The following is a 26,293-nucleotide window of genomic DNA, read 5'->3' on the forward strand; positions in this document are numbered from 1 at the left end:
GGGTCATCACCAGCGGCGAACGAGCAAGACCATCCTCACCCGAACCGGTTGAACACAATCAATGTCGGTGGGCTCTGTCATTCTGTTCGGCTCGCGTGTGCGAGCAACCATGAACAACGAATGGAGCACACGATGCCTACCTACCTGCCGAACACCGATCACGGCGCGACCCGCCCCGCCGGCCGCACACTTGCACACAACAATCGTCGCGGCGTCCTTGCTGCCGGCATGCTGTTGGCCTTCACCTGCACCACCCTGTGGTCAGTCGTCGGAATGGCGGGACACGATGTGGCGGCCCCGTCGGTGCGGTTGGCCGGCGCCGTCACCAGCATGGAAGAGCGCACTGAGCCGCACGTCCGAGCACTCTCGGGACCCATGGTCCCGCTGGAACCAGTCTCGACGGCAGGTCAACGAAACGCGGTGCGTACCGCCAAGAGCTACCTCGACTACACCGCCTTCTCCCGTAAGGGGCTCATCCAGCAATTGGAATACGAAGGTTTCTCAACCGCGGACGCGACTTTCGCCGTCGACAGCATCGCCGTTGACTGGAACGCACAAGCCGCAAAAGCTGCCAAGTCCTACCTGGACTATTCGGGATTCTCCCGTGGCGGGCTCATCGACCAACTCGAGTACGAGGGTTACACCCCAGCACAGGCGGCCTACGGGGCTACCGCAGCTGGGCTGTAGGGAGCTATCCAACAGTTGTCGGTGGCCAGTGTGACACTGAGCGGTTCCCGTGAGCGCCGGTCTTGCCGGCCGCGGGAGTCGTTCTGGCCCGAGCAAATCAATGACCGCAGAGCGTCGGACGAATATCTGGAGGTACCTGGTGAGCAGCAATAAGAGTTCCTCGGGCGCGGGCGGCGCCATCTTCTTCGTCTTCGTGCTGATCGCGCTCGTCCCGAAACCCGTCTGGATCGTCCTCGGCGTCATCACCGTCGTCAGTGTCGTGGGCTGGGCCGGCTACAAGATTGTCGTTGCCGTGGAGAAACGCAGCTACGAGGCCCAGGAACGGAAGCGCACCGAGCAGGCGGCGCTGGCGGCCAACGACAAACGTCGACGCGAAGAACGGATCCGCAAGGAAAAACAACGGCGTAGCGACACGCTCGGCAAGCAGAATGCCGCGCTTGTCGAATCAGCGCTGAACGCGGTGAAGCAGGTGGCCGCGTCCGAAGCCGCTCGCGCCGGCTGGCTGGGCGACGTCGACTTCAGCGCCGACGTCAAGGCGACTACCGACAACTTCGAGAAGGCGCATGCGCTGCGTGGCGTCATCGGAAAGTTGTCGGCATTGGACAAGCCGAGCGCCGAGGACCGCAAGATTCTCGCGGAGGCCAAGACCACCGCCGCGCACCTGGAAGTCGTTGCGATCGAACGGGTGGAGCTCATCGGCAAATGCACCAAGGAAGCGCAGCTCATCGACAAGTCGCTACGCACCGAACGCGAGGACGCCCGGGTCGCCGAGCAGCGCGCCGAGCTGCACGCGAAGTTGAGCGCCATGCTGTACGGCATCGAGGCCACCCCGGAAACCACGCAGCAGGATTCGGCCGTGGATGCGGTGATGGCACGCGTGCAGGCCTACCGGGAGATCAAGCACCAGATTCAACAAGCTCGTGACGAGAGAGTCGCGTAGGCGCGGTGCCCTACACCGACAATGTGCCAACGGGTTTCGGTGTACCGGCTAGGCAGCCTGTGTCCGGTATGCGGGCAGAACGACAACGGATCCGTCGATCTCCCGCACGATCTCGATCGCCACATCGGAGGCCTTGCCGTCGGCGTCGACACCGTCGCCCAACTCACGAAGCTTGTGAGAGGTGCGCAGCAACTTGTCCACTTCCGCTGCGGAGAAGACGAAGTCCCGCACACCGTGTGAGCGGTTCAGCTGCAGTGTCGACAGGTGGCGCAGAACCGCCGCGATCCCGTCTTCCAATTCGGTGACACGTTGCTGATCGGCCTTGAGTGTGCGGACGAAATTCTCGAATGGATTAGCCGGGTCGAGTTGGGCATGTTCGACCGCCTGGAGCACGATCACGCGTTTCTTCAGCGCGATCGCTAGTTCAGCGAGTTCAAGGTGTGCCCGGAAATCACCGGCCTCCTCGTCGATGCCCGCGAAAGTCTTTCGGAGTTTCGCTATTTCGACCGGGCCATCGCCAATCGCGTCGAGGCCTCGCCGCCATTTCTTGAGGCGCTGCTCCGCCTCGGCCAAGGCCGTGCTGATGGCGTGTACCGCGGAATCCAGGCCCAGCGAAGCGCCGATCTTGCCCTCGTCGAGCAGGATCGCGGTTGCTTTGTCGATCGCGTCCCGGCACCCGTTGAGGTCGCTGCGCTCGCGCTGCAGCGCATCGTCATGCAGTTTCTCAAGTAGCTCGGTGATGTTCTCGATCGCTTGCTGCCGCTTGTGCTCGGCATTGGCGCTGACACCCACAGCGACTGCCATCAGGACCAGTGGCGCGGCGACCGTCAACGCTCCGGCTCCGGCGGCAGCACCTGCGACTCCTCCTGCCGCGGCGGCCTTTCCCGCGACAGGCACGAATGTCGCCTGCGCAGTGATCCCAGAGGCGCCCCTCAGCGCACTGTGGATTCCTCCCGAAGCTGCCTTCGAAGCCATCGGCTTGACGAGACCCGTGCCGACCTGAGCAGCGACCTTCGCCGGCACCACCATGCGGTAGAGGGCCTCACCGCCGAATCCTGCCGCCGCGGCCGGACCGGTCTTCGACGTTTGGCTGATCAACTGCGAGAGATGCGTGGCCAACGGGCTGGCACTGTCCAGCGACAGGCCCCGAGCGCGATCGATGCCCTTCGGGACCGGATGGGCTTCCAAAGTGGCGATGGGCGCGTCGGCGAGCGCCGCCAGGACTGTCCGGAGCTCATCGAGGCGCTGCGGCGTCAGGGCATTGTCGTCCGTGATCGCCGGAACCGAAACGTCGCGAGTGGCCAGCGTCCAAACCGGCACAACCGTCTTGTCGTCATCACTCACCGCGGCACCCTTTCGCTGACCTGGGCACACCTTAGCTGCAGCTGTAGACGGCTGAGGAGATAACCGGCTTGCGGCGTGCAAGTGCCGGGGCGGTCCCTTGACCCGTGGGGGTCGGGGGAGATCGCCTTGCGCCTGGACCTAGCTCCACATCCGCGGACGACGTGGCCGTTGGTAGTCGTCGTGGGATTCGAGGACATTGCCGTGCTCGTCTTCGGCCCACCACCGCTCGAACGTCCCGCCCCGCAGCGTGATCACCCGGTGCAGCTGCACGAGGACGTACTCCTTGGTGCGGTCGACGGCATCTTGCGGCGTCATCCCTGGCTCATGCCCGTGCACCGCGAGGTCAACGGTCCCCATATCGGAACTCATGTAGAACGTGACCGTCACCCGAAGACGAAGCGGTTCACGCAGTTTCGATCTGCGGAAGATGCTTGTCGGCCACCGGGTACACGGTGCACACCTCTGGTCGCTCATGGTCTCCTTTTCCGAGTAGACGGTCAGTCGAACGACGCGACAAGCGCCGAGTGGTCGGTCTCGCCGGCAAGCCGCGGTGCATGGTCGAACTCGCACGCCCGGACGCGTTGCGCGAACTCGGGCGCGGCGAAGATGTAGTCGAGCCGGAACCCGTTGTCGCCGGGGCGGCTGAACCAGGAGTACTCGCGGGTGGTCGGATGCAGTGACCGCCACACATCGGTGTATCCGGTGGCGGCCAGGCGGCCGGGCATCTGCGGCCCGATGAACTTCGTACCCCGGGGCTCCTTGTCGAGATCGTTGTTGCCCGTGTTGAAGTCACCGATGAGCAGATCGACGCCACTGCGGCGGGCACGGTCGATCAGTGCCTCCCAGTACGGCAGCTTCTCGTGGGCCTGCGGCAGGTAGACGCCGCAGATGATCGTCCCATCGAACTCGGCGCACCACAGGTGCCGGGCCGGCAGATCCCGGGTGAACGGCGCCGCCCGGTCGATCGGGGTGCGGGAGGCGATGAGCACGGAGTTCTGCTTCGGATCGGCCATGGGATGCGTGGTCGTGTATCCGGCGCGTTCGAGTTCGGCAACCAGAGCGGTACCGGCGTCGTTGGCCCGGAACTCGGTCACCACGAGCAGATCGGCGTCATAGCCAAGAAGTCGCGCGGTGAGCGCGGCACCGAACTTGCTGCCACCGTGGCGGATGTTCAGTGTCGCGATGCGGATCGTCATGCCGGAGTCCTCTCGCTCGGCATGGAATCTCCAGCCAGCCGACCAGTATGAGCGAGGGCACCGACAAGCTCGGTCGAGCCCGCGCCGCGCACCGAAGCGATGTCGGTGCCCGCCTCTACTGTCTGCCCAACGACACCCCGCGGGAGGCGAAAGATGGTTCAGCTACCTCAGGCGCGACCCAGGCGCATCGACCTGGTGTACGCGCGTCCGCGCCCCGTTGAGTCGATCGCCATCGCGGTCTCCGAGACGGCTTTCGGCTACCGATATGCCGCGGTCGGGGAGTCCTGGTCGTGCTCCGGAGTGGCGGCGGCGCCCAACCCCGAGGTCGCGGTGTTGGATGCCATCGACGCGGTCCGCGCCGGGCACCCGGAGGCGGAGCGGTTCCGGTTCGTCGTGAACCTGACCTGCGGAAGCCCGCTGTGGCGCTACGCGGGGCAGATTTCGGAGGCGGCGCGGGACTGGTGGATCGAGCGTCCCGACCATGCCGATCGGGCCCTGCTGGCCGCCGCCGTGGCGCGCGTGCAGAACGCGTGCCCGGCAGAGCCGGCACCGCTCCCGTCGCCACGCGCCGCCGACGGCGGACCCGTCACCGTGGCGACCGACGGCTCGGTGCGTCAACGGCACGCCGGGTTCGGCTGGCTCGCCTCGTCCGGGGACCACGGTCTGGCCGGGTACCGCTCGTCACCCAGGCGAGTAGGTAGCGAACCGGTGCTCGTTGCCGAGCTGCGCGCGATCGGCGCCGCGGTGTCGGCGTTGCCCCGCCAGCACCTGACGGTGTTGTCCGACAGCCAGCTCGCCATCGCCATGGTGAACCGCTGGAAGCGCGGCGAGCCGACCATGCCCGCCGACTACCCGGTTGAGGTGCCTGACCGCGACCACTGCCTGCACGCCGCCCGGCGCCGCATCTATGTCGAGCGCGACCGGATCGAATTACGTTGGGTGCACGGTCATTCCGGTGACCCATTGAACGAGGGTGCGGATGCGTTGGCGCGGTTGGGCTCCCGGTACCGACGCGGGGACGCCGATCTCGATGACGGCGAGTACCGCCGCCGCGCCGCGGGCATCGCGCAGGCGTTCGCCGCGGAGTTCCGTCGGGCCACCAGCGTGCCGGCATAGTGTGGTGCGCCCGTCGACGAACACCACGATCGCAATGGCTTCAGCGGGACAGCTCGATCACCTCACCGGTCATTGCCCAGCGTGGACCAATCGGCTCGACGGAGAGTAGTTCGCCGGCAACGCACCAGTGGTCTGCGGGCATCCACTGGACCCCCGCACGGAAGGGTTTCACGAGCCGCTGCACCACGCCGAGCGCGGCGCGACGTTGGTCGAGCAGGTGCTTCTCGATCTCTACAGGCTCCGCCGGAAGGACTTTCGCGAGCTGTCCGACGACATGAGGGAGCACCGTGGTGTCGGTATGGGCCTGGAATGCGCTGATCACCCCATCGAAGATGGGTTTGACCAAACCGCCCCACACAGGCTCATGCCCGTTTGGCGGACGGACCTGGACTCTGACGGCGAATGGCGTGTCGGGTACAGCTGGCTCGGCGACATCAAACTGGCCGCGGTCGTACGCACGCGCGAGGGCCAGCCACACCTGTGCCAGCTTCTTTTGACCGACGAAATCACCCAGGTCGGTCCAGTCGAACGATGCGATCGTTCGACCCTGCTGCCAGTGGGTGAAGGTGTCCGAATGCGGCGCGAGCGCATACCGATAGCCGAACAGGTACTCGGCAGCATCGGGAGCCGGCGGCACGGCAGCGCCGTGTTCGAAGCGGATCCCGTGACGGCCGGGGACTCGAAACGAGGGGTCGATGTTGTAGAGCGCGAGGTTCTCGACGTCGGCGTTGGGAAGCTTGGGGCCAAAGAACGTGGCGTGCAGCACCTGCCCTGCCGACGGTGCGAGCTGTCGGCAGCGGCTACGGATCTCATTTCGCAGATGCTGTTGCCAGGGCGGCAGATGTTCGAAGCGTATGTAGCTATCGGCCCAAGCTTCGACCACGGGACTGTCGGTCGTCGGTCCGTGTACATCCCAGCGAGCCTCGGGTGACCGGGGCGTCATGGTTTGCTTGAGGGAAGTGGGTTTCGCCGCGTCGCGTGCCGGGTGGCAGGTCCCGCACAACGGGATCTGCGCTCGGGCGTGTTTCATCGCCCACTGTTCGAGTTCGTCCCGATGCTCCGAGCACACTTTGATGTACGGTCCGGTCCATGTGCCTCCGCGAGGGTTCGTACCGCTGATGGTCCTGCAACCGGCATGGTGCACACGCGCCGTAGATGCGCTGTGGCTGCGCGCGATGTTGATCACGTATCCAACGGGATGGGCGGCGAGCCAGGCCATATAGCCATCGTCATCGTCTCGGAACTCATTGACCAGCCCCGCAATTTTGTTCATCGTGCCCTCCTGCCGAGAAGATAGCGGGAGGGACCGACAGTCTTTTTCTGAGTTCCGTGAGCGCCACGTCGCTGACACTGTCCACCACGGTGGGTATGCGGTAATCCGCTGCGCACCTATGCCTCAGCCGGTTCACGCGCAGAAACCTTCCGCGTCCGCATGTACAGCCACAGCAGCACCGCCGCAAACCCGGCCACCCCGACAACCTCAGCGAAAGTCCCGTCATTGCCGGGGAAGATCGCGAACGGATCATCGCTCCCGGTGCCGGCGACGAACCCGGCGAACACCACGCCGTAGAGGCTTTCGCCGACGATCATGCCGGTCGCCAGCAGCACGCCGAGGCGTTTCTTGCGCTCGACGTTGCCGCCGGTGCGGTCGGCCCACTTGTTGTAGAAGTACCCGAGCAGTGAGCCGAGCGGGATGATCAGCGTCAGGCTCATCGGTAGGTACATGCCCATCCCGACGGCCAGCGGCGGCAGACTGAACCGTGATGTGCGGGTGAGGATTTCGTCGACGATCACGATGCCCACCCCGATCGCCGCGCCCAGGCCGATCAGCGACCAGTCCAGGGATCCGCCGAACACCCCTTTGGCGAGCGACGAGATCAGCGCGGCCTGCGGCGCGGCCAGGGCGTGGTCGGTAGCGCCCGGTGCGCCGAGAAAGCCGAAGGCCTGCTGCATCAGGTCGAGCACCGGAGGGATGATCGCCGACCCGAACAGAACCCCGATCACCAAGGCCACCTGCTGTTTCCACGGTGTGGCCCCGACGAGTTGGCCGGTCTTGAGGTCCTGCAGGTTGTCGTTGGAGATGGTGGCGACACCGAAGGTGACGGCCGCGACGAACAGCGTGAACGCCACCAGCGCCGTGGACTGGTCACTGTCGGCACGACCGAAGGCCACCTTGATCACCAGCGCGGCGATCAGCACGGTCAGGATGCCGACCCCGGAGATGGGGCTGTTCGAGGAGCCGATCAGGCCGGCCATGTAGCCGCACACCGCGGCGATGATCAGGCCGATGACGAAGATGAACACCAGGCTCGCCACGATGATCCCGGCCGAACTGCCCTGCAGCGCGGTGCCGCGGCTGAAGTCCCACAACAGCGCCGCGATCGGGATCAGCATCGCCACGATCACTCCCACGACGAGCGGGAACGGAATGTCGCGTTGGGTGATGTCGACCAGCTGGCCGTCCCGCCGCTCCCGCGCCGAGACCATCGCCTCGGTGATGCCCTTGACGATCGGGCGCAGGATCTTCAGCAGCGTCCACACCGCGGCCACCGCGATCGCCCCGGCGCCGATGAACCGCACCTCGTGCACGAACACCCCATCGATCACGTCGGCCACCGACTGGTCGGTGCCGAATGTCCCGATGGTGCGGATCGGCAGCAGCACCCCGAACGAGATGATCAGCCCCACGAGCATCGCGATGCCGACGGTCATCCCGATCAGATGCCCCACCCCGATCAGCGCCAGCGACAGGCTGGCGCCGAACATCGAACCGCCGGCCCCGACGCGGAAGAACGCCGCGACATAGTTGGCCAGCACCTTCAGGTTGGCCAGTAGTCCGAAGCCGGCCGACACCAGCGCGCCGAACGCAATGACCCGGATGCCGACGCGGTTCTCCTCGACGCCCCGCGTGCTGTCGCCGACCTTGAGGACCTCGGCGGCGGCCACCCCTTCCGGATACGGCAGATCCGAGCCGGTCACCAGGGCCCGGCGCAGCGGGATGGAGTACATGACGCCGAGGATGCCGCCGACCGCGCATACGGCCACGGTCATCCAGTACGGGAACCCGGTCCACCAGCCGATCATGATCAGCCCGGGCAGCACGAAGATGATCGCCGACAGCGTGCCGGCCGCCGAGGCGACGGTCTGCACGATGTTGTTCTCGACGATGGAGTGGTTGGCGAAGTTACGCAGGATGGCCATCGAGATCACCGCGGCCGGGATGGCGGTGGCGAACGTCAGGCCGACCTTGAGGCCGAGGTAGACGTTGGCGGCGGTGAACACCAGCGTGATCGCGCCGCCGAGCAGGATGCCGCGGACGGTGAGCTCGCGCAGCGTCGGTGTGGTGGGGTGTGCGGAGCTTTCGACGGCCAACTCGGCTCCCTCTCGGTTGCTGGTGCATACACGGTAGGCACTCGGCCGCCGTACCGCGACGGGATCGGCTGAGTTGGTGTGATCAGCTGCTCGACAGCTAACTTTCGGAACCTCGAATTGTCGTACCCCAATGGGATAATTGACGCATGTCGCAAACAGTCCACCACCGCCTCCACATCCTCGAAGCCGCAGACTGGAAGGACGGCATCATCACGCTGTTGGAGCCGCGCTCGCCGTACCGGCCGTGGCGCTATGCGTTCGGGGAATCACGTCCTGGCGACTACGCGGTCGTCGTGCTGGGCACCGATCCGGTCTCGGTGGTGACGCGGCTGGCCCGCATCGACCACGAGGGTGGCTTCGGCGGCGCGCTGCTGAATCCGTACAGCCTCGATCTGGTGGACTTGGCGACGCTGGCGATGGTGCTCGACCTCAGCGATGCATTCGTCAGCTGGCGCCTCGATGACGACGACGCCGAGCGGGTGATCCTGGCCATCCACGAGAGTCCGGTGTACGGGGGACCGGAGAACCGCTGGGGGCATTCCTCCGTAGCGGCCGCACGCAATCTGCTGAAGTTCGACGGGGACTGTCACGGCTGTGGCGCGCCGATCGACCTGACCGAAGCCGACGCCCGCGACCTGGTGCATATCCACACCGTCGACCCGCTGCCGCGGTGGCACCCGGATTCACCGCTCCGAACCGGGGACAGTCCAGGCGTGCGCGGGCCGTTCCGCGCGGCGGTGCGGGCAGTGGCCACGGACTGGCCGGCCGTCATCTGTCGACGCTGCCGCGACCGAATGCGTGACGGCAACTTCCGGTCGTTCATCGACTTCAAGTTCGCCCAGAACCCCGAATGTCCGCAGTGCGGAGGGCTACGGACCCAGACGATCCAGTACGGCATGCCGGCCGACCCGGAGGCGTGGGGACCGTGGCTGCACATCGGCGGCTGCTGCCCGAGGGACGAGAAGTGGTGGTGCACCGTGTGTGACCACGCGTGGTGCTGAGTGCAGGAATACTCACCGATTCCCCAAGCGTCGCAACGCCTCCCGGAACACCAGGTTCGGGTTGGCGTCGGGCAATGCCTCGAGAACGTCCGCCAGCGCCTGCTCAGTTCCGACCCCCGAGCGCTGCGCACCATAGAGCGCCGCCACCGTGGGTGTGCGGCTGTAGGACTCGACGCAGTGCACCAGCACCGTGTGTCCCTGTGCGCGTAGCTCTTCGATGGCACCCACCGTGTCGAGCAGCACGAAATCCAGATGGGGATTCTCGTCGAAGTCGGTCTTGTCGATCAGTCGCGCCTCCACATGTGGCATGCCTTCGGGCACATCGCTTTCCGGGATGCGGCACAGCGACACGACCGCGCTTACCTCGGCCGGAAGTTTCCGCAACGCGCCCACGCTGCCCAGCAGAACCCCCGGGTCGTGCGGGTGAGCGACGAGGATGTCGGCGCGCGACCACGAGTAATCCGGGTCGGTGCTCGGCTGCTTCTGTTCGATCGCCGTCGCCAACCTCACCAGCCCACGCGCCCGCATCCCGGGCCAACCGTGCAGCAGGGTCCGCCACTGCAACGGGACCGCGGACGCCCCGTATGCAGCGCCGAGCAGTCCGCCGGCAATTGCGGCCACGGTGTCGGTGTCATTTCCGGAGCGGACGGCCGCATCGATCCCGCGGCGCAGGTGCTCGGGACCGCGACCGTCTTCAGCCGTCGTGACGATCGCCGACCACGCTGCCTGCAGCGCCCCGACCACCCACCCGTTTTTCGGGAAGTCCGCGGGACGGGAAGCCTCGGCCTCATCGAGTCGCTTGGTCCACAGGGCGCGACGGTCGGGATCGAGGTGGTGCAGGCCGATTCGGACATCGAGTTCGGTGGTCAGCACGGCATGACGAATTGCGCTGCACCACAACACCGTGGCGTCGGCGGCATCGGTCTCGAAATGAGTGAGTCCGCTGATCGCACGAGCGGCCTCGACCATGGCATCCTCGTCATCGAGGTAGGCGATGGCCACCGGCGCGGTCCGCATCAACGATCCGTTGCCGCCGCTGCGACCCTCGCGTGCGTGCACGTCGGCGGCTGCGGCCCGCGCCGCGTCGGCGGTGATGGTGCCGTCACGGCCCGCGGCGCGGAGCACCGACCGGGTCTGGATCCCGACATCCTTTGCACCCAGCGACCATTCGTGCCAGCGGCGGGTGATCGCGTCCTGCGCCTCGGGATCGCGCAAATCGGCACCGGTGGCGGCGACTTCGGCGATCACGATCGCCATCGAGGTGTCGTCGGTCCATTCCCCGGGCTCCCAGGGGCCGCCGCCGACCATCTCCACCGGCAGTTCCGGTCCGCGCGCCGGCTGGAATTCGTACGGCGCCCCCAGTGCGTCGCCCGCTGCGGTGCCCAGCAGTACGCCTTCAACGCGGTCGTTCAGTGATGCCATGATGGCCCCTCCTCGATATTGCGCAAATACGCGCTAATTAGTGAAGAACTGTACGCTGAGGTACTGACATGGACAAGCACGAGTACCGGGACACCAGCGGCAAGGGGCTGGAGGACTACCCGCGGCCCTCGGTCGCGGTCGATACCGCCGTGCTGACCGTCGACCCCGCCGCCGGCCTGGTGGTGCTGCAGGTCCGTCGCACACGGGGGCGTGGCTGGGCTTTGCCGGGCACATTCCTGCACGAGGGGGAGCTCCTCGCCGATGCGGTCCGGCGGTCGCTGGCGGACAAGGCCGACGTCCACGGGCTTAACCCGCGGCAACTCCACGTGTTCGACGCGCTGAAGCGCGACGACCGGGGTCGGGTGTTGTCCGTCGCGCACCTCGCCGTTGTCCCGGCAGAACGCCTGGCGACGCGCGCAGCGGAGACGACCCGCCTGGTGACGACCGATATCCGCGGTGGGCTGGTCTTCGACCACGACGACATCATCGAGTTGGCCGTCGCGGACGTGCGGGCCCGCTACGAAAAGTCTCCGGACCCCGACCACCTGCTGGGGGGGACGTTCAGCCTGCGTGACCTGCGGCTGACCCACGAAGCGGTTGCGGGACATCTGCTGCAGCGCGACAACTTCCGGCGCGCGATGGTCGATCAACTCGAAGCGACCGGCGACTTCACCGCCGGCGGCCGCGGGCGCCCCGCCGAGCTGTTCCGGCGCGCTGCGTCGACGTGAGGTCGAATCCGACTGGTGTATAAGCAGTTTGCTGCGTTGTCGACGTAAGCTGCTGTCCTCGTTCGACGTGGGCGTCAGTTCTGCCGTACGGTCGAAAATATGGCTGTGTACAACCAGGCTTTCGAATGGACAGAGACCAATCGACATTGGCTGATCGAGGTTCCGGTTCGAGTCGCGGCGTACATCGTCGTTGCGTTAATCATTCGGTATTTGCTGCATCGCATGATCGACCGCGCGACCACCGGCAGGACCAAGAAATCCAGTAGCACGGAACTGGAAGGGCAAGCGAAAAAGCCTCCACTGCTGCGCTACTTGCGTGATCGAGCCTCGGCGACGACCAACGGTATACGGGCGGCCGAGCGCCGTCAGCAGCGCGCGCAGACCATCGGCTCGGTGCTCAAGTCGACGGTGTCGATTGTGCTGCTGGTCTGGGTGGTGCTGGCGCTCCTCAGCGTGCTCGGGGTGAACATCGCACCATTCATCGCCTCGGCCGGCGTGGTCGGGCTCGCGATCGGCTTCGGCGCCCAGAACCTGGTCCGCGATTTCGTCAGCGGCGTGTTCATGCTGCTGGAGGACCAGTACGGCGTCGGCGACAACGTCGACCTCGGCGAGGTGTCCGGGGAGGTGCAGTCTGTCGGGCTGCGGATCACGACGGTCCGCGACATCGACGGCACGCTCTGGTACGTCCGCAACGGCGAGATCGCCCGCGTCGGGAACATGAGCCAGGACTACGCAGTGGCCCGCCTCGAGGTACCGGTCGCGCTGACCGCGGATGTGGATCGCGCCGAGCAGCTCGCCGTCGAAGCCGCCCACGAGGTCATCTCCGATCCGTCGATGGCCGGCAAGGTCATCGGCGAACCGGAGATGCTCGGTGTGCAGTCGCTGGCGGCAGACCAGCTCACGTTGCGGATGACGCTGAAGACCCGACCGAACGCGCAATGGTCGGTGCAGCGTAAGCTCCGTCGCGAAATCCTGCGTGCCTATGACGAGAACGGCATCAACCTGCCCTACCCGCAGGGCCGTATTCACGCGGTCGTCGGCGGTCAGGAGACCAACGGCACGTAATTGGCTGGGTTGATCCGCGTCTCGCCCGATGACCATCGATACGCGGTCAGCGTCCCGCCTCGCACCGCGCTGAAGTCCACGCACGCGGTGTACTCGGTCCAGTCGTGCAAATGCTCGGGGGAGCCCTGCCGCCAGTAATGCCCGTAGAACACCGGGACCCCCGGCGGGTACACGTAGGACAGGTCACTTCCCGACAGGTCCAATTCGGGCAGCGGCGGGTAGGGCTCTCCGTCCTCGGTGGTGAAATTGCCTCCCATCTCGGCAAAGTCACGCAGAGTGACGGCATCGCTGTTCCACCACCGCATGCGCGCGTTGCCGCGGGGGATGCCATCCTTGTCGAGGTACCTGCGCTGGTCGTGGTCGAGCAGACTGATCTCGGGCCCCTTCAGCAGCGTCTCGACCGCCTCATACAGCGGATCGCCTTCGGCGGTGGCCGCCACCAGATGGTCCACCTCGGTGAACGGCGTGGTCGAACCGCACTGCCGTTCGACCACCGAGATCGAGTCCGGGTGCCAGCACGCATGCACGACGCGCAGGTCGCCCAGGTCCAGCCACAGCGGAAAGGTGGCGAACCAGTCCAGATATCGACGCCGGTCAGCACCCGTGACCTGGGCCAGAAACGCCGCATGCTGCTTGGTGTTCTTCGCCGACCACGGGCTGTCGGGATCATCGTGCGCCCGCAGAAATTTCCCGCTCCCGAGCGGCCACTGGGTGTCATAGGCAAGCGCGTTGAACTCGTGATTGCCCATCACGATCCGTGCGCTGCCGACGTCGACCATGTCCTTGACGACCTGCAGCACCTGCAGTTGTTCGTCGCCGCGGTCGATCAGATCACCGACGAAGATCGCCTGACGCTCGGGATGCCGGTATTCGCTTGTGCTGCTGCGCTTCCGGTAGCTGAGCTCGGTCAGCAGCGACTCCAGTTGGGTGGCGCATCCGTGGACGTCGCCGATGATGTCGTAACCCTGGACTGTGGCGTCGGTCATGTGGGACTCCAAATCTTCCAAGCGATGGTCTTGGTTGCCGGGTCGTGTGCCGGCGGCGGGAGAGATCGAAAACATCGGTGCGCATCACATTCGCTGCCCTGGTTCGGAGCGCGGCGCATCTCTTGACCTATCTCGACGATAGCCGGGTGCACCGACAAGTACCGCACATCGAGAGATCGGGACTTGTCGGCGGCAAGTGTCATTCTGTGCGGCGTGGTTGCCGATCTGGATCCTCGTCGCCCTGTTCAGCGGAGGTTCGTCGTCCTCGGTGGCAGTGGCCGGCCCCGGCGCCTCGGTCCAGAGCGCCAACCGTCGGCCCGCGCTGGTGGTGGCATCCGTGCTGGGCGGGCTGTTCGTACTCGGCGTGATCGCCGAACACCCTTGGCTGATCGGAGTTTTGGCAGTGGTCGGGGTTGTGGCCGGCGTCGGCGTCTGGGCACTCAAGTCCGCCCAGCAACGCGAGGGGCAGCAGCGCACCGAGCAGTTCCGACGCGACATGCTCGCCGACCGCGCCGACTACGAGGACCAGCTGTACCAGGAGGGCGACCCGCGCGGAGTGTACGGTCGCTACCCGCCGCCGCCGGAGTAAGGATCTGCGGCATCCTCGCTGTTGGGTGAGGGTTTCGCCAAATTGGTACCTGATTTGGTACCAACGGGAGTACCCTCATCTCATGCCTTCATTGAACCTGGACTTCGACGACGCCGAAATGGAGCAGATTCGGGCCGCGGCCCGAGCCGACGACCTGTCGTTGAAGAAGTTCGCGCACGCGGCCGTCATTGAGCGCGCCAGCATGCACAAGCGCAGAGTGGCTGAGGCGGCGCGGGTCGTGGCCCAGCGTTCGGCCGAACTCAACCGACGTTTGGCGTGATCGAGTATCTCGACCGCGATGACGTACTGACCGCTGGGTCAATCGCGTTCGGCGGTGAACTGCAGGTGCGTGACTATGGCCTGCTCGACGCGGCCGTCACCCGACCTCGGGCGACGGTCTTCGGGGTGGACGCCTACCCGCACGTCTGGGAAAAGGCCGCGGCACTTCTGCAATCGCTTGCCCGTAATCACGCCCTTGTCGACGGAAACAAGCGGACCGCCTGGTCGTCGGCGTGGACGTTCTTGCACATCAACGGGATTGAACTCGCACCCGATTTCGACGTCGATAGGGCCGAGATTCTGATGAACGAGGTGGCGACCCGGGATGGCGAGTTGAGTGAGATCGTGGCGGCGTTGCGGGATTTCAGTGCGTAACGCGCCGACTTAGTCTTTCCAGCATGCAGTCGAGCGGGACAGTAGACGGGGTCTTCTGGGTAGGCGTCACGATCGTCCTGGTCGGCGTCGGGTATGGCATCTTCCTCGACGATCGCCGCCTCGAGCGGCGGATCTACTGGCTGTCGTTTCTGGGCGGGGGGCTACTGATGACCCTTGCCACCGCCGAACAGGACCCCGCTCGGGCGCTCGGGATCGCCGGCTTCCTCGCGGCGATGTCGGTGATGATGGCCTTCTTCAGAACTCCGTTCCTCAAGATCGGCAACACCATCTACGCCGCATCGAGCAGCGACCGGAAACCGGATCCGCCCGAGGACGACGAGGAGGACGGATCGGCACTCAGCTACGGAAAACTGAGGGCACCGACGGTGTGGTGGTTGCTGGCGATCATGGTCGGGGCCAGCGCTTACGTCGTGCGGGTCGAGGGGTGGACCGGTCGGCCCGCCGTCGCGGCGGGCATCTTCGCTCTGGGCGCGGCGATCATCGGATTTGTCGACATGGCAGGAGATTTTCCGCGATTCCGGCGCCAGTACGTGCCTGCTGCCGTCCTCGCCGTGGTATCGATTCCGTTGTACTGCGCACCGGCGGTGCTCTATCTCCTGTGCTACGAGATCGGTCGGTGGCTCAAGGGCTGAGGTGGCCCGCACAAGGCCGGACTGACGGTCCCGACAAATTTGTCGGATTCAGGTAGTTAAATCGTTGCATGCCGCAAGAAGGTGGGACGGCCGAGGCCGCCGCAGGTGCCGAACAGTCCGTCCACGACGTCATCTTGGAACTCCTCGGAGCCGACGACACACTGTCCGACGGGGCCAAGGACGTCGTGCTGAGCGCCCTGGCGGAGGTGTCCGGCGGCGCCGACGAGGCCGCGGAAACCGGCACGGCGCCAACATTTCTCAGCTCGATCGCGGTCTCCGGGTTCCGCGGTGTCGGCCCGTCGGCGCGGCTGGACCTGTTCCCGGCGCCGGGGCTGATGGTGGTCAGTGGCCGCAACGGTTCCGGAAAATCCAGCTTCGCCGAGGCGCTGGAACTCACACTCACCGGTACCAGTTACCGCTGGAAAAAGAAGGAGAGCCTGTGGGCCGAGGCCTGGCAGAACCTCCACCACCCCGACCCGTGCGAGATCCAGGTGGGGTTCACCCGCGAGTCGGCCGGTCCGTTCACCGTCGGGGTGGATTGGGGCCAGGGCGCGAAGCTGGACAACTGCACCACCTGGACACAGGCCGGCGGAGGTAAACGGGTCGACGGCACGGCGGCACTGGGCTGGACGCGGGCCCTCGAACTGCACCGCCCGCTGCTGTCCTACGAGGAACTCGGCCGACTGTTCGACGGCGGGCCGTCGGCGTTGTACGACGCGCTGGCCAAACTGCTGGGGCTCGACGCGCTCGCCGACACCGAGAAGCTGCTGGCCGCACGGCTCAAGGAGATCAGGACCGCCAGCGACACCGCAGACGCGGAACGCAAGCGCGTGCAGGCTGCGTTGGCCGGGCAGTCCGATGAACGCGCCGAACGCGCCGCCAAGCTCCTGCGCAAACACCGTGTGCCCCTTGATGATGTGCGGGCTCTGGCCACCGGAGGGGGCGAGGCCCGCACCGACGTGATGCCTGCCCTGCGGACTGTTGCCCAGCTGGAGACGCCGACCATCGACAGCGTCGAGGAGGTGACGCGGCAACTACGCACCGCCACCAAAGCCGCGGCCGACTCCGCGACCGCCGCGATCGACCTCACCAGTCAACGCGTCGACCTGCTGCGGACCGCGCTGCGATTTCACCATCAGGGCGGTGACACCGACTGCCCGGTGTGCGCGCAGGGGCGCCTCGACGCGGACTGGGCCACGGCTGCTCAGCACAGCATCGCGCAGAGCGAAGAACTGCTGGACGAATACCGTGCCACGGCACAACAACTCAAAACCGCTCGGGCGAATGTCACCGCCCTGATCCAGGGACTGACCTCGGCGGCCGCAGTGCCCGGCGTCGAACTCGCAGCCCTTGTGGGCTACAACGACGCGGTGGCCGCGGCACGGAAGATCCCGGTCGGCGACGACGCGCTCGCGGCGCACGCCGAGTCGACGCTGACCGAGGTGATCGCCACCGCCGAATCGCTGCGCGCCGAAGCAGCCGACGAACTCGCGCGACGCGAGACCGCATGGGCGCCACTGGCGGCCCAGCTGGGTGGCTGGGTTGGCCTCGAAGAGCAGGCCCGGGCTGTGGACGACGAGCTCAACGCCGTTTCCAAGGCCAAGAAGTGGGTCAACGAGCATGCCGCTGCCTTCCGCAATCTGCGGCTCAAACCCATTGCCGCCCAAGCCCGCGACATCTGGCACCAGCTCCGCCAGGAAAGCAATGTCGACCTCGTCGAGATCTCCCTGGAAGGGACGTCCACCCGGCGCAAGGTGGTGCTCGAAGGCGCCGTGGACGGCAAGCCCACCAAGGCGCTCTCGGTGATGAGCCAGGGCGAACTGCACGCGCTGGCACTGGCGTTGTTCCTGCCGCGCGCGACCTCAGCGAAGAGTCCGTTCCGCTTCGTGGTCCTCGATGACCCCATCCAGGCGATGGACCCGTCGAAGATCGACGGATTCGTCCAGGTGCTCTGCGAGATCGCCAAGACCCATCAGGTCATCGTCTTCTCCCACGACGACCGGCTGGCCTCGGTCATCCGGGAAACCGGGGTCGACGCCCGGCTCATCGAAGTGGTCCGTGAGACGGGGTCGCGAGTCACCGTGCGTGACAACGTGAATCCAGCGCTGCGTCAGGTCGGCGACATCTTCGCGCTGATCAAAGACGCCAAGATGCCCGAGGACATCAAAGGCCGGGCCGCGCCGGCGCTGTTCCGGATGGCGTTGGAATCCGCTGCCAAGCAGACCTTCTATGCCAAGCAGGCACTGGCCGGCTGCGCACTCACCGAATCCGAGGACAAATGGGCGGCAGCGAAGAAGACCTCGAACCGGCTGGCGCTGGCGATCCACGGCGACCCACAGGTCGATCTGACGCAATGGCTCAAGCCGGAACGCAAACGGGCACTGCGGATCTGCAACGCCGGCGCGCACGGCGACGCGAAACCGGTCTCCATCCACGATGCCCGGGATCTGGAGAAAACGGTGCTCGACGTGCTGGCGTTGCGATGAGTCCGATGAGTGCCATGGACCTGCTCGGCCAGGCGCAACGTGTTCTGCGGTCTCCCGGCGCGGCCGAGGGGCTGTCGTCCCGGGTGGCGGCGTTCCTGGCCCGTCAGGCCCTGGAAGAGATCATCGATCAGCGATGCGCTGCCCTCAAGGTGGACGCTCCCGGGGCGAATTCGCGCAGCAAGCTCGTCGTGCTCAAGTCCCTGGACACCGCCGAGGCCGCCGACCGGGCGGCGCTCGCGTGGAACCGCCTCAGCGTCGCCTGCCACGTGCATGCCTTCGAGATGCAACCGTCCAGCGCCGAGGTCGAGTACTTGTGTGGGGTGGTGGCGTCGTTGGTCACCATCGGACCTGGTTGATGTGGGAGATATCTACCCTCTGGGGGTAGACTTCTACCATGAGTCTGAACATCAAGAACGAGCAGACAGTGGCACTGGTGCGTGAGCTCGCGCGCCACACGGGTCTCAGTCAGACCAGTGCAGTTGAGGAAGCAGTCCGTTCCAAACTTGCTGAGCTCGAAGCGAGCCGCGGTCGAAATGCTCGGCGCGCACAAGTCGATCGGCTGCTAGGCGACTTGGACCGGTCGCTGACCGGTCGGCAGAAGCAGCGGATACGCCGGGAGGAGCACGAACTGTATGACGACCACGGGTTGCCCGTGTGATCGTCGATACCTCGGCGATCGTCGCCATCGCGCTCGATGAGCCCCAACGCGACGCGCTCGTCGACGCTGTGCTCGATGCGTCTGCGCCGAAGATCTCGGCGGCCTCACTCGTCGAAGTTGCTGCTGTACTCATGCGGCGGTTGTCGCCCGAAGATTTCCGCCGGGTCGAGCGCCTGATCGATCAGCTGGGGATCGAGACGGTGCCCTTCGACGCCGAGCAGGCCGCGAGCGCGACGCGTGCTTACCGCGAGTTCGGGCGGGGTAGCGGCCACCCCGCCGGACTGAATCTCGGTGACTGCTATTCCTACGCGCTAGCCGATGTGACCGGCGAACCCCTGTTGTATGTCGGCGACGACTTTTCGCATACCGGTGCCGACGGAGTCGAACTCTCCTGATCAAACGGGCCGCGCGAACTATGATCGGCACATGGCTCGGGCCAGTTTGGTGCTGTTGTCAGGGGTCGTGATCGCGGGGTTCACGGGCGTCACCGCGCCGGTGGCCCACGCCGATCCGGCGCCGCCATGCTCCTTCACGCTGTCGCCGCCCGCTGTCGTTCATGTCGACGGCGCCGACATGGTCAGCGTGACCGTATCGCCGGACGCGTGCGGAGCGCCGGCAGATCCGCGCTTCAGCGTCGCCTGCGTGCAGCGTCAGGACAACGCCTCACCCATCCAATGCAACCAGGGCAGGGGAGCTCAACCGGCGCAGGTGCGCACGCCCTACCGGCCCGGAGCGACCTACGTGTCCACCGGCCGGGCATGCGGCGGTTGGATGGGCATCGCGGAGATCGCGCCGCAGTGCCAGGTGCTCGGCCCGCTCTCGGCGCCGCTGTAGCCACGCGTCGCTCTCCGTTCATCTGTGCAATCCCTGTCAGTCACCTGTGCGAGGCAGGCTCGTGCGACGCACCGGCACAACTGAAGAGGGTGACGAATGACAACGGCGAGACGGACCGCAGCACTGACCACGGCGGCAGCGCTGATCCTGGCGGGCTGCACCACGCAGGACCGCAAGCCAGAATCGAGCACCCCGAAGGCGACGTCGCCGATCGACTGGAACCTGCCCGACGCGGACCGCTACCACCGCACCGCCACGTACCCGGTGTACCTCAACAAACCTGCTGAGGATCCGGCGGAGAAGGAGACCGTCGCCGAGATCTCCACCGTCACCCCCGACGGCAACACGGTCATCTACACCGACGCGGCCGGCAAGCGCATCGGCTTCCTCGACATCACAGATCCCGCCAAACCCGTTGGCAAAGGCACGCTTTCCCTCACCGAGCTGGGCCATAAGGACGACCAGCCGACGTCGGTGGCGGCCGTGAAAGACCACGTCCTCGTCGTCGTCGACACCACCGGCGGCGACTTCGCGCACCCCTCCGGCCGCGTCGATATCGTCCGGACCGCCGACCGCACCCCCGTGCACAGCATCGACCTGGGCGGTCAGCCCGACTCGATCGCCATCAGCCCCGACGGCACGTTCGCCGCGATCGCCATGGAGAACCAGCGCAACGAGGAGTTCACCCCGCCGGGCAAGGAGGAAGGCGGCCTGCCCCAGCCGCCGACCGGATTCGTGCAACTGATCGACCTCACGGGCGCGCCGAACAGCTGGACGCCCCGCAAGGTGGATTTCGATGTCGACGCGGCGCGGAAAGCCGGTCTGGACACCCCCGAAGACCTCGAACCCGAATACGTCAGCATCAACTCCCGCGGCCAGGTCGCGGTGACGCTGCAGGAGAACAACGGCATCGCCGTCCTCGACGGCCACACCGGCACGGTCACCAAGATCTTCAGCGCCGGAAGCCAATCCGTCGACGGCATCGACACCAAAGAAGACGACGCGATCGATCAGACCGGTTCGATCAAAGACACCCCGCGGGAGCCCGACGCCATCGGCTGGATCGGCGACGACTACTTCGCCACCGCCAACGAAGGCGACTGGAAGGGCGGCACCCGCGGCTGGACGATCTTCGACGCCAACACCGGCAAGGTGGTGTGGGACGCCGGGAACTCCTTCGAACAACTCGCGGTGCGCACCGGCCTGCACATCGAAGGGCGCGCCGAGGCCAAAGGCCCCGAGCCGGAAGGCCTGGCCATCACCACCATCGGTGGCCGCCCCACCGCGCTGATCGCATCGGAGCGCAGCAACTTCGTCGCCGTGTACGACGTCAGTGAACCGGCCGCTCCGAAGTTCCGGCAGATCCTGCCGACCACCCCCGGCCCCGAAGGGGTGCTGCCGATCCCGTCGCGCAACCTGCTGGCGATCTCCTCGGAGGCCGACGACGCCGAGGCCCACGTGCGAGCCGCGGTCAACCTCTACGGCTACGGCGACGCTTTCAAAGCCGAAGGCAAACCGGACTTTCCATCCATTGTGTCCGGCGACATCGACGGCAAGCCGATCGGCTGGGGCGCTCTCGGAGCACTGTCGGCCGACCCGCAAGACGGCAACCGGCTCTACACCGCCACTGACAGCGCCTACGGCCCGGCCCGCATCCTTGGCCTGGACGCAGCACAGAAGCCCGCGCTGATCGACACCCAACTGCCCATCACCGAGGACGGCAAGCCGGCCACCCTGGACACCGAGGGCGTATCTGCCCGACCCGCCGGCGGTTTCGTACTGGCGGTCGAAGGCGAAGACGGCCCCGGCAACCAATTGGTCTACGTCGCCGCCGACGGCCGGATCGAGAAGCGGGTGCCGCTGCCCAAAGACATTGCCGCCCAGCTGGGTAGCCAGGGCTTCGAAGGAGTCGCTGTCGATGGAGACGCCGTCTGGGTGGCGCTGCAACGTGAGCTCAAGTCCGACCCGTCGGGCGTGGTCCGCATCGGGCGCTACACACCGGCAGGGGACAAGTGGGAATGGTTCGGCTACCAGTTGGAGTCCACCGACACCAAGGACGACTGGATCGGTGTCTCCGAAATCGCCGTCCACAACGGTGAATTGCTGATCCTTGAGCGCGACAAACTCAACGGACCCGACGCACGGCTCAAAGCGCTGTACCGCGTGACGATTCCCGACGGCCCGGGCGTGACGTCCGCTGCCGACAAGCCGAACGTTCTGCCGAAGACGTTGGCCCGCAATCTGGTGCCGGATCTGCAGGCCACCAACGGTTATGTGCAGGAGAAGGTCGAAGGCTTCGCGATCGCCGGCAACCAGGACCTGTACGTGGTCACCGACAACGACGGGCTCGACGACGCCAACGGTGAGACGGTGTTCCTCGATCTCGGCCCGGCGGCGGAGGCGTTGACAGGATAGTTCCGGTTCCCGCCGGTGAGCGGGTCGAGGTGACAAGATGACGCGCATGACGGCGGTCTTCATCCGATCCGACAAGCTGTTGATCTTCGGTGGCCTGGCCATCTGTGTGGTGGCCGGGCTGTCCCATTACGGTGGCTGGCCGCACCTGGTCGGTTTTGTCGTCAGTGCACTGGCCGTCACGGTATTGGCCTCGCTGGTCGGGCTGGCCGTCGACCAACTCGGTGACCGGTTCGGCCCCGGAGCCACCGGCGTCCTGCAGTCCGCACTCGGCAATCTGCCGGAGTTGTTCATCTGCATCTTCGCGCTCAAGGCCGGACTGGTCGACGTGGTGCGCGCCGCACTCGTCGGTTCGATCCTCGCCAACCTGCTGCTGGTGTTGGGCCTGGCGTTCCTGGTCGGTGGACTGAAGCACGGCCCGCAGAAGCTCGGCTCCGCCCAGGTCCGGACCATCCTCGTGCTGATGGTGCTGTCGGTGACGGCCATGGCGATTCCGTCGATCGCCCACGAGGTGCACGCACCCGCCTCCGAGCACGAAGTGTCGTTCTCGATGATCGTGTCGGTCGTCCTGCTGGTGCTGTTCGGATTGTCGCTGCCGTATTCGCTGAGCCGCGACAAGAACAAGACCAGCGAGGACAAGACCGGCGAGCCGGTGCCCCAGCCGCACAAAGAACAGCCGCGTTGGCCGGTCGGTTTGGCGATCGGCATGCTCGCCATTGCGGGCGGATTGGCCGCGTTCGTCTCCGATTGGTTTGTCGCCGCGCTGGAACCGGCGATGGACTCGCTCCACATCTCGCAGGCATTCGCCGGTCTGGTGATCGTGGCCATCGCGGGCAACGCGGTGGAAAACGTCGTCGGTGTGCAACTGGCCGCCAAAAACCAGTCCGAGTACGCCTTCTCGATCATCCTCAACAGCCCGATTCAGATCGCCCTCGTGTTGGCGCCGGTGCTCGTGTTGGTGAGCCAGATCTTCGGGCTCGCCTCACTGACCCTGGTGTTCGGGCCGATGCTGATCGTCGCGCTGCTGGTCGCCGTCGTGCTGGCGGCGATCATTGCCTTCGACGGGGAGTCGACGTGGCTGGAAGGTGCGGCGCTGATCGCGTTGTACTGCATCATCGCCGCCTCGTTCTGGTGGGGCTGACGTTTAGTACCGCCGGCTGTCACCGCCAACTGTCGAGCACCGCGTCCACGGCGTCGTACACCCGATCCCGAGCTGTACGCCGGTCAACACCGGACATGAGCAGTTCGTCGTAGTCGGTGTCCTCATGACGTACCGACGCCGTGACTGCGAGGCGTACGGCATCGGGGTCGAGCGCACGCCCGGCAGCGCTGCGCCCGACCCGCCCACTGCCACGGGCAGCCGCGTGGCGGGCGACGATGTCGGCGCGGCGGGCTGGGCAGCGCGGAAACTGGTCGAGAATCGCCGCGGCGAAATCGGCCTGGAATCGCAAGTCTTCGTCGCTGCGCCGCACCCGGTCACGTTCCCGTCGGCGGGCGCGGACCTCGGCGTCGGACAGGCACTCTTGTTCAGCGAGTTCGATCGCCTCGGGTTCGGCTAAGATCCCTTGCCGCTCATAGTGTTTGCGCGATCTGCTCCAACGCACTACCACCGCGTGCAGGTCGCTTGCCTTCGTTGCTCGCCGCGTCAGCGCGGCATCACCGGCGGGAAGGAACTCAAGATGCCCGAGGTCGGCGCACACCAGGCAAACCGGGCCCGCGTCCTCCATGGACAGAATGTCGCCAGTTCCGCCGCATGAGGTGCAGGTCCAGTCTTTGAGCGCGATGACGACAACGAGGTCCCGAGTCTTCGCCCCAGCCATATCAGGCGAGGGTAAACCTGACGGCCGGTCTCGCACTACCCCTCAGCGGCGACCAACGACCCCAGCTTGATGTCGGGGTTGTCGCGCTGGAAACCCTCCAGCCGCCACGGCGTCGAGAACAGCACGAGCATGACCCCGTCGCTGCGGGTCAACACCTCGGCTGACACCTGACGGTTCACGAAGTCGGCGTCCTCCGGGGAGACAACTCGCGCGACCTGATAGGGCAGGTTCTCCAGTGCGATCGGCGCGCTGAGTTCGGTGGCCATCCGGTGGGCGGCCACCTCGAACTGCATCGGTCCGACTGCGGCGAACACCGGCGCCTGGTCGCCGCGCTTGTCCGAGCGCAGGATCTGCACGACGCCTTCCTGCTCGAGCTGCTCGATGCCCTTGCGGAACTGCTTGTGCTTGCTCGGGTCGGTGCCGCGGGCGACCGCGAAGTGCTCGGGGGAGAAGCTCGGGATCGGCGGGTACACCACCGGGATGTCGCGGTACAGGGTGTCGCCGGGGCGCAGCGCCGCGGCGTTGGCCAACCCGATCACATCGCCGGGCCACGCGTCGTCGAGCGTCGAACGCTGCTGACCGAACACCGACTGCGCGTACTTGGTGACGAACGGCTTGCCGGTGGCGGCGTGGGTGAGCACGTCGCCGCGCTCGAACGTCCCTGAGACCACCCGCGCATAGGCGATGCGATCGCGGTGCGAGCTGTCCATGCCGGCCTGCACCTTGAACACGAACGCGCTGAACGGCGAATCGACCGCCCGCCGCACACCGTCGACATCGACCGACCCGCTGGGCGCCGGGGCCAACTCCACCAGCACATCGAGCAACTGGTTCACGCCGAAGTTCAACGCGGCCGAGGTGAACAGCACCGGGGAGGACTCGCCGGAAAGGAACGTCTCCCGGTCGTAGTCGGAGCCGTCCATCGACAACAGCTCGGACTCTTCGACCGCGGTGTCCCAGTCATCGCCGGCCGCGGCGTGGGCGTCGGCGGCGGCGATGTGCTCCTCGGGGGCGGCGGTGGCGCCACCCGCGGTGCGGGTGAACCGGATGAACTTCTCGGCCCGGCGGTCCATCACACCCTTGAAATCACCGGCGATGCCCACCGGCCAGGTCAGGGGAGTGGTGCGCAGCCCGATCCGCTCGTGGATCTCGTCCATCAACTCCAGCGCATGGCGGCCTGGGCGGTCCCACTTGTTGATCACCGTGATGATCGGGATGCCCCGGTGCTTACACACCTGGAACAGCTTCAGCGTCTGCGGCTCGAGGCCCTTCGCGGCGTCGATGAGCATCACCGCACAGTCCACAGCCGTCAGCACGCGGTAGGTGTCCTCGGAGAAGTCGGCGTGCCCGGGGGTGTCGAGCAGGTTGATGACGCAGTCGCGGTACGGGAACTGCAGCGCCGTCGAGGTGATCGAGATGCCGCGGGCCTTCTCCATGTCCATCCAGTCGGACACCGTCGAGCGTCGGCCCGCCTTGCCGTGGATCGCGCCGGCCTCGGTGATCACCCGGGCGTGCAGCGCCAGCGCCTCGGTGAGCGTGGACTTACCGGCGTCAGGGTGGCTGATGACCGCGAAGGTGCGGCGACGGGCGGCCTCGGCCGCGATCTTGGCAGCTTGGGCGGTGTTGGAGGGCGGGGTCGCCGGGGCATCTTCGAGGGCTTTTTCGGTCATCTCGACTAGCGATGGTATGGGGGTTTGGGGGCAAACCCGTAATCGAGGACGTCGAAGCCCGCTATCCCGAAGGGTGGCTCCACGCGCGAAGCTGTGCGGCGATGTCGTCGAGGTCGGACTCGGCGCCGGTGGCGACCCGGATCACGAAATCGAAGCGGTCGTCTTCAGGCGCCGCGATCCGCTGCCCGTTGACGCCGAGAAAGGTCAGGCAGGCCGTCCACGCCAGCCGTTTGTTGCCGTCGACAAGTGCGTGGTTGCGGGTCAGGGAATGCAGCAGGGCCGCGGCCTTGAGATGCAGGTCGGGGTAAGCGTCATCGCCGAACACCGATGCCCGCGGTCGGGCCAGCGCCGATTCGAGCAATCCGTAGTCCCCGACTTTCACGTCGGCTCCGACAGCGTGGCGTGCAACTTCCAAGAGGTCATCGAGATCCAGGTACTCGATCATGCGTCCTTCAGACGCTCCAGAACCCCGGCCTCCTCGGCCACCACGCGCTGCAGAACTGATTGCACCTTGGATTGATGCGTGCGTCGAGCGATGTACTCGTCAATCGCCGACAGCGCGACAGCCTGCATCGAGCGGCCTTCGGCGGCGGCCTGCCGACGCAGCGCCTCGGTCTGCTCGTCACTGGTCCGCAGAGTCATGCCCATGACGCGATGATA

27 protein-coding genes and 1 pseudogene are annotated in these 26,293 nt (G+C 66.2%); 17 read left to right on the forward strand and 11 right to left on the reverse strand.

Annotated features, from left to right (window positions below; translation table 11 throughout):
- The first annotated feature begins 132 nt into the window (after positions 1-132).
- Together AC4LGL_RS04090 and AC4LGL_RS04095 are read left to right on the forward strand one after the other, a co-directional pair.
- Positions 133-687: an Ltp family lipoprotein gene (locus AC4LGL_RS04090; protein WP_491837751.1), complete on the forward strand. Its 555-nt coding sequence runs from the start codon at positions 133-135 to the stop codon at positions 685-687.
- A 139-nt stretch (positions 688-826) separates the two neighbouring features.
- On the forward strand, positions 827-1,627 hold the full coding sequence (locus AC4LGL_RS04095) for a hypothetical protein (protein ID WP_491837752.1): 801 nt from the start codon (positions 827-829) through the stop codon (positions 1,625-1,627).
- Positions 1,628-1,675: 48 nt separating this feature from the next.
- On the opposite strand, the gene AC4LGL_RS04100 is transcribed toward AC4LGL_RS04095, so the two are convergent.
- From AC4LGL_RS04100 to AC4LGL_RS04110, 3 genes are all read right to left on the reverse strand, one after another.
- Positions 1,676-2,971: a hypothetical protein gene (locus AC4LGL_RS04100; protein WP_491837753.1), complete on the reverse strand. Its 1,296-nt coding sequence runs from the start codon at positions 2,969-2,971 to the stop codon at positions 1,676-1,678.
- Between the two features lie 138 nt (positions 2,972-3,109).
- Positions 3,110-3,358: a hypothetical protein gene (locus tag AC4LGL_RS04105; RefSeq protein ID WP_491837754.1), complete on the reverse strand. Its 249-nt coding sequence runs from the start codon at positions 3,356-3,358 to the stop codon at positions 3,110-3,112.
- A gap of 110 nt (positions 3,359-3,468) precedes the next feature.
- Entirely contained in the window at positions 3,469-4,167 is a 699-nt protein-coding gene (locus AC4LGL_RS04110; RefSeq protein WP_491837755.1) for an endonuclease/exonuclease/phosphatase family protein, read from the reverse strand.
- A gap of 153 nt (positions 4,168-4,320) precedes the next feature.
- Between AC4LGL_RS04110 and AC4LGL_RS04115 the strand changes: the two genes are divergently transcribed.
- Positions 4,321-5,283 carry an RNase H family protein gene (locus tag AC4LGL_RS04115; protein WP_491837756.1) on the forward strand — a complete coding sequence of 321 codons (963 nt, stop codon included), beginning with the start codon at positions 4,321-4,323 and terminating at the stop codon, positions 5,281-5,283.
- Between the two features lie 40 nt (positions 5,284-5,323).
- On the opposite strand, the gene AC4LGL_RS04120 is transcribed toward AC4LGL_RS04115, so the two are convergent.
- Positions 5,324-6,556 (reverse strand): hypothetical protein, encoded by a 1,233-nt coding sequence (locus AC4LGL_RS04120; RefSeq protein WP_491837757.1) that lies wholly within the window; start codon positions 6,554-6,556, stop codon positions 5,324-5,326.
- Between the two features lie 116 nt (positions 6,557-6,672).
- Entirely contained in the window at positions 6,673-8,655 is a 1,983-nt protein-coding gene (locus AC4LGL_RS04125; protein ID WP_491837758.1) for an OPT family oligopeptide transporter, read from the reverse strand.
- Positions 8,656-8,801: 146 nt separating this feature from the next.
- Between AC4LGL_RS04125 and AC4LGL_RS04130 the strand changes: the two genes are divergently transcribed.
- Positions 8,802-9,656, forward strand: a complete 855-nt coding sequence (locus tag AC4LGL_RS04130) for a hypothetical protein (RefSeq protein ID WP_491837759.1) — start codon at positions 8,802-8,804, stop codon at positions 9,654-9,656.
- Positions 9,657-9,668: 12 nt separating this feature from the next.
- Here AC4LGL_RS04130 and AC4LGL_RS04135 read toward each other — a convergent pair whose 3' ends face one another.
- Positions 9,669-11,078: an ADP-ribosylglycohydrolase family protein gene (locus AC4LGL_RS04135; RefSeq protein WP_491837760.1), complete on the reverse strand. Its 1,410-nt coding sequence runs from the start codon at positions 11,076-11,078 to the stop codon at positions 9,669-9,671.
- A 68-nt stretch (positions 11,079-11,146) separates the two neighbouring features.
- Between AC4LGL_RS04135 and AC4LGL_RS04140 the strand changes: the two genes are divergently transcribed.
- Both AC4LGL_RS04140 and AC4LGL_RS04145 read left to right on the forward strand, forming a co-directional pair.
- Entirely contained in the window at positions 11,147-11,806 is a 660-nt protein-coding gene (locus tag AC4LGL_RS04140) for an NUDIX hydrolase (RefSeq protein ID WP_491837761.1), read from the forward strand.
- Positions 11,807-11,905: 99 nt separating this feature from the next.
- A complete protein-coding gene (locus AC4LGL_RS04145; RefSeq protein ID WP_491837762.1) occupies positions 11,906-12,871 on the forward strand; it encodes a mechanosensitive ion channel family protein in 966 nt (321 codons plus the stop codon).
- Here AC4LGL_RS04145 and AC4LGL_RS04150 read toward each other — a convergent pair.
- Positions 12,850-13,857, reverse strand: a complete 1,008-nt coding sequence (locus AC4LGL_RS04150) for a metallophosphoesterase (protein WP_491837763.1) — start codon at positions 13,855-13,857, stop codon at positions 12,850-12,852. The two genes, AC4LGL_RS04145 and AC4LGL_RS04150, sit on opposite strands and share 22 nt — an antisense overlap.
- Positions 13,858-14,074: 217 nt before the next feature.
- Between AC4LGL_RS04150 and AC4LGL_RS04155 the strand changes: the two genes are divergently transcribed.
- The 11 genes from AC4LGL_RS04155 to cax all read left to right on the forward strand — a co-directional run bounded on the left by AC4LGL_RS04155 (position 14,075) and on the right by cax (position 23,284).
- A complete protein-coding gene (locus AC4LGL_RS04155) occupies positions 14,075-14,446 on the forward strand; it encodes a hypothetical protein (RefSeq protein WP_491837764.1) in 372 nt (123 codons plus the stop codon).
- A gap of 82 nt (positions 14,447-14,528) precedes the next feature.
- Positions 14,529-14,726 (forward strand): antitoxin Phd, encoded by a 198-nt coding sequence (locus AC4LGL_RS04160; protein ID WP_163664361.1) that lies wholly within the window; start codon positions 14,529-14,531, stop codon positions 14,724-14,726.
- Complete coding sequence (locus AC4LGL_RS04165) at positions 14,723-15,100, forward strand: type II toxin-antitoxin system death-on-curing family toxin (RefSeq protein WP_491837765.1); 378 nt, start codon at positions 14,723-14,725, stop codon at positions 15,098-15,100. The genes AC4LGL_RS04160 and AC4LGL_RS04165 overlap by 4 nt, the downstream gene beginning before the upstream one ends.
- A gap of 23 nt (positions 15,101-15,123) precedes the next feature.
- Positions 15,124-15,753: a hypothetical protein gene (locus AC4LGL_RS04170; protein WP_491837766.1), complete on the forward strand. Its 630-nt coding sequence runs from the start codon at positions 15,124-15,126 to the stop codon at positions 15,751-15,753.
- Positions 15,754-15,821: 68 nt separating this feature from the next.
- On the forward strand, positions 15,822-18,239 hold the full coding sequence (locus AC4LGL_RS04175; protein WP_491837767.1) for an AAA family ATPase: 2,418 nt from the start codon (positions 15,822-15,824) through the stop codon (positions 18,237-18,239).
- 5 nt (positions 18,240-18,244) lie between these two features.
- Positions 18,245-18,595, forward strand: coding sequence for a hypothetical protein (locus AC4LGL_RS04180; RefSeq protein WP_491837768.1), 351 nt, complete (start codon positions 18,245-18,247; stop codon positions 18,593-18,595).
- Positions 18,596-18,633: 38 nt separating this feature from the next.
- On the forward strand, positions 18,634-18,897 hold the full coding sequence (locus AC4LGL_RS04185; RefSeq protein ID WP_491837769.1) for a type II toxin-antitoxin system VapB family antitoxin: 264 nt from the start codon (positions 18,634-18,636) through the stop codon (positions 18,895-18,897).
- Complete coding sequence (locus AC4LGL_RS04190; protein WP_491837770.1) at positions 18,894-19,292, forward strand: type II toxin-antitoxin system VapC family toxin; 399 nt, start codon at positions 18,894-18,896, stop codon at positions 19,290-19,292. The genes AC4LGL_RS04185 and AC4LGL_RS04190 overlap by 4 nt, the downstream gene beginning before the upstream one ends.
- Positions 19,293-19,323: 31 nt before the next feature.
- Complete coding sequence (locus AC4LGL_RS04195; protein ID WP_491837771.1) at positions 19,324-19,731, forward strand: hypothetical protein; 408 nt, start codon at positions 19,324-19,326, stop codon at positions 19,729-19,731.
- Between the two features lie 96 nt (positions 19,732-19,827).
- A complete protein-coding gene (locus AC4LGL_RS04200) occupies positions 19,828-22,146 on the forward strand; it encodes an esterase-like activity of phytase family protein (protein ID WP_491837772.1) in 2,319 nt (772 codons plus the stop codon).
- Positions 22,147-22,183: 37 nt separating this feature from the next.
- Positions 22,184-23,284, forward strand: coding sequence for a calcium/proton exchanger (gene cax / locus AC4LGL_RS04205; protein ID WP_491837773.1), 1,101 nt, complete (start codon positions 22,184-22,186; stop codon positions 23,282-23,284).
- 19 nt (positions 23,285-23,303) lie between these two features.
- Here cax and AC4LGL_RS04210 read toward each other — a convergent pair.
- The 4 genes and pseudogenes from AC4LGL_RS04210 to AC4LGL_RS04225 form a co-directional block, all read right to left on the reverse strand.
- A pseudogene (locus tag AC4LGL_RS04210) lies at positions 23,304-23,942 on the reverse strand (DUF2293 domain-containing protein); the annotation flags it as partial.
- Positions 23,943-23,998: 56 nt separating this feature from the next.
- Complete coding sequence (locus AC4LGL_RS04215) at positions 23,999-25,633, reverse strand: peptide chain release factor 3 (protein ID WP_491837774.1); 1,635 nt, start codon at positions 25,631-25,633, stop codon at positions 23,999-24,001.
- 61 nt (positions 25,634-25,694) lie between these two features.
- Positions 25,695-26,078: a type II toxin-antitoxin system death-on-curing family toxin gene (locus AC4LGL_RS04220; RefSeq protein WP_491837775.1), complete on the reverse strand. Its 384-nt coding sequence runs from the start codon at positions 26,076-26,078 to the stop codon at positions 25,695-25,697.
- Positions 26,075-26,281 (reverse strand): hypothetical protein, encoded by a 207-nt coding sequence (locus AC4LGL_RS04225; protein WP_003885622.1) that lies wholly within the window; start codon positions 26,279-26,281, stop codon positions 26,075-26,077. The genes AC4LGL_RS04220 and AC4LGL_RS04225 overlap by 4 nt, the downstream gene beginning before the upstream one ends.
- Positions 26,282-26,293 lie beyond the last annotated feature (12 nt).

The sequence above is a fragment of the Mycolicibacterium arcueilense genome (genome assembly GCF_058536225.1).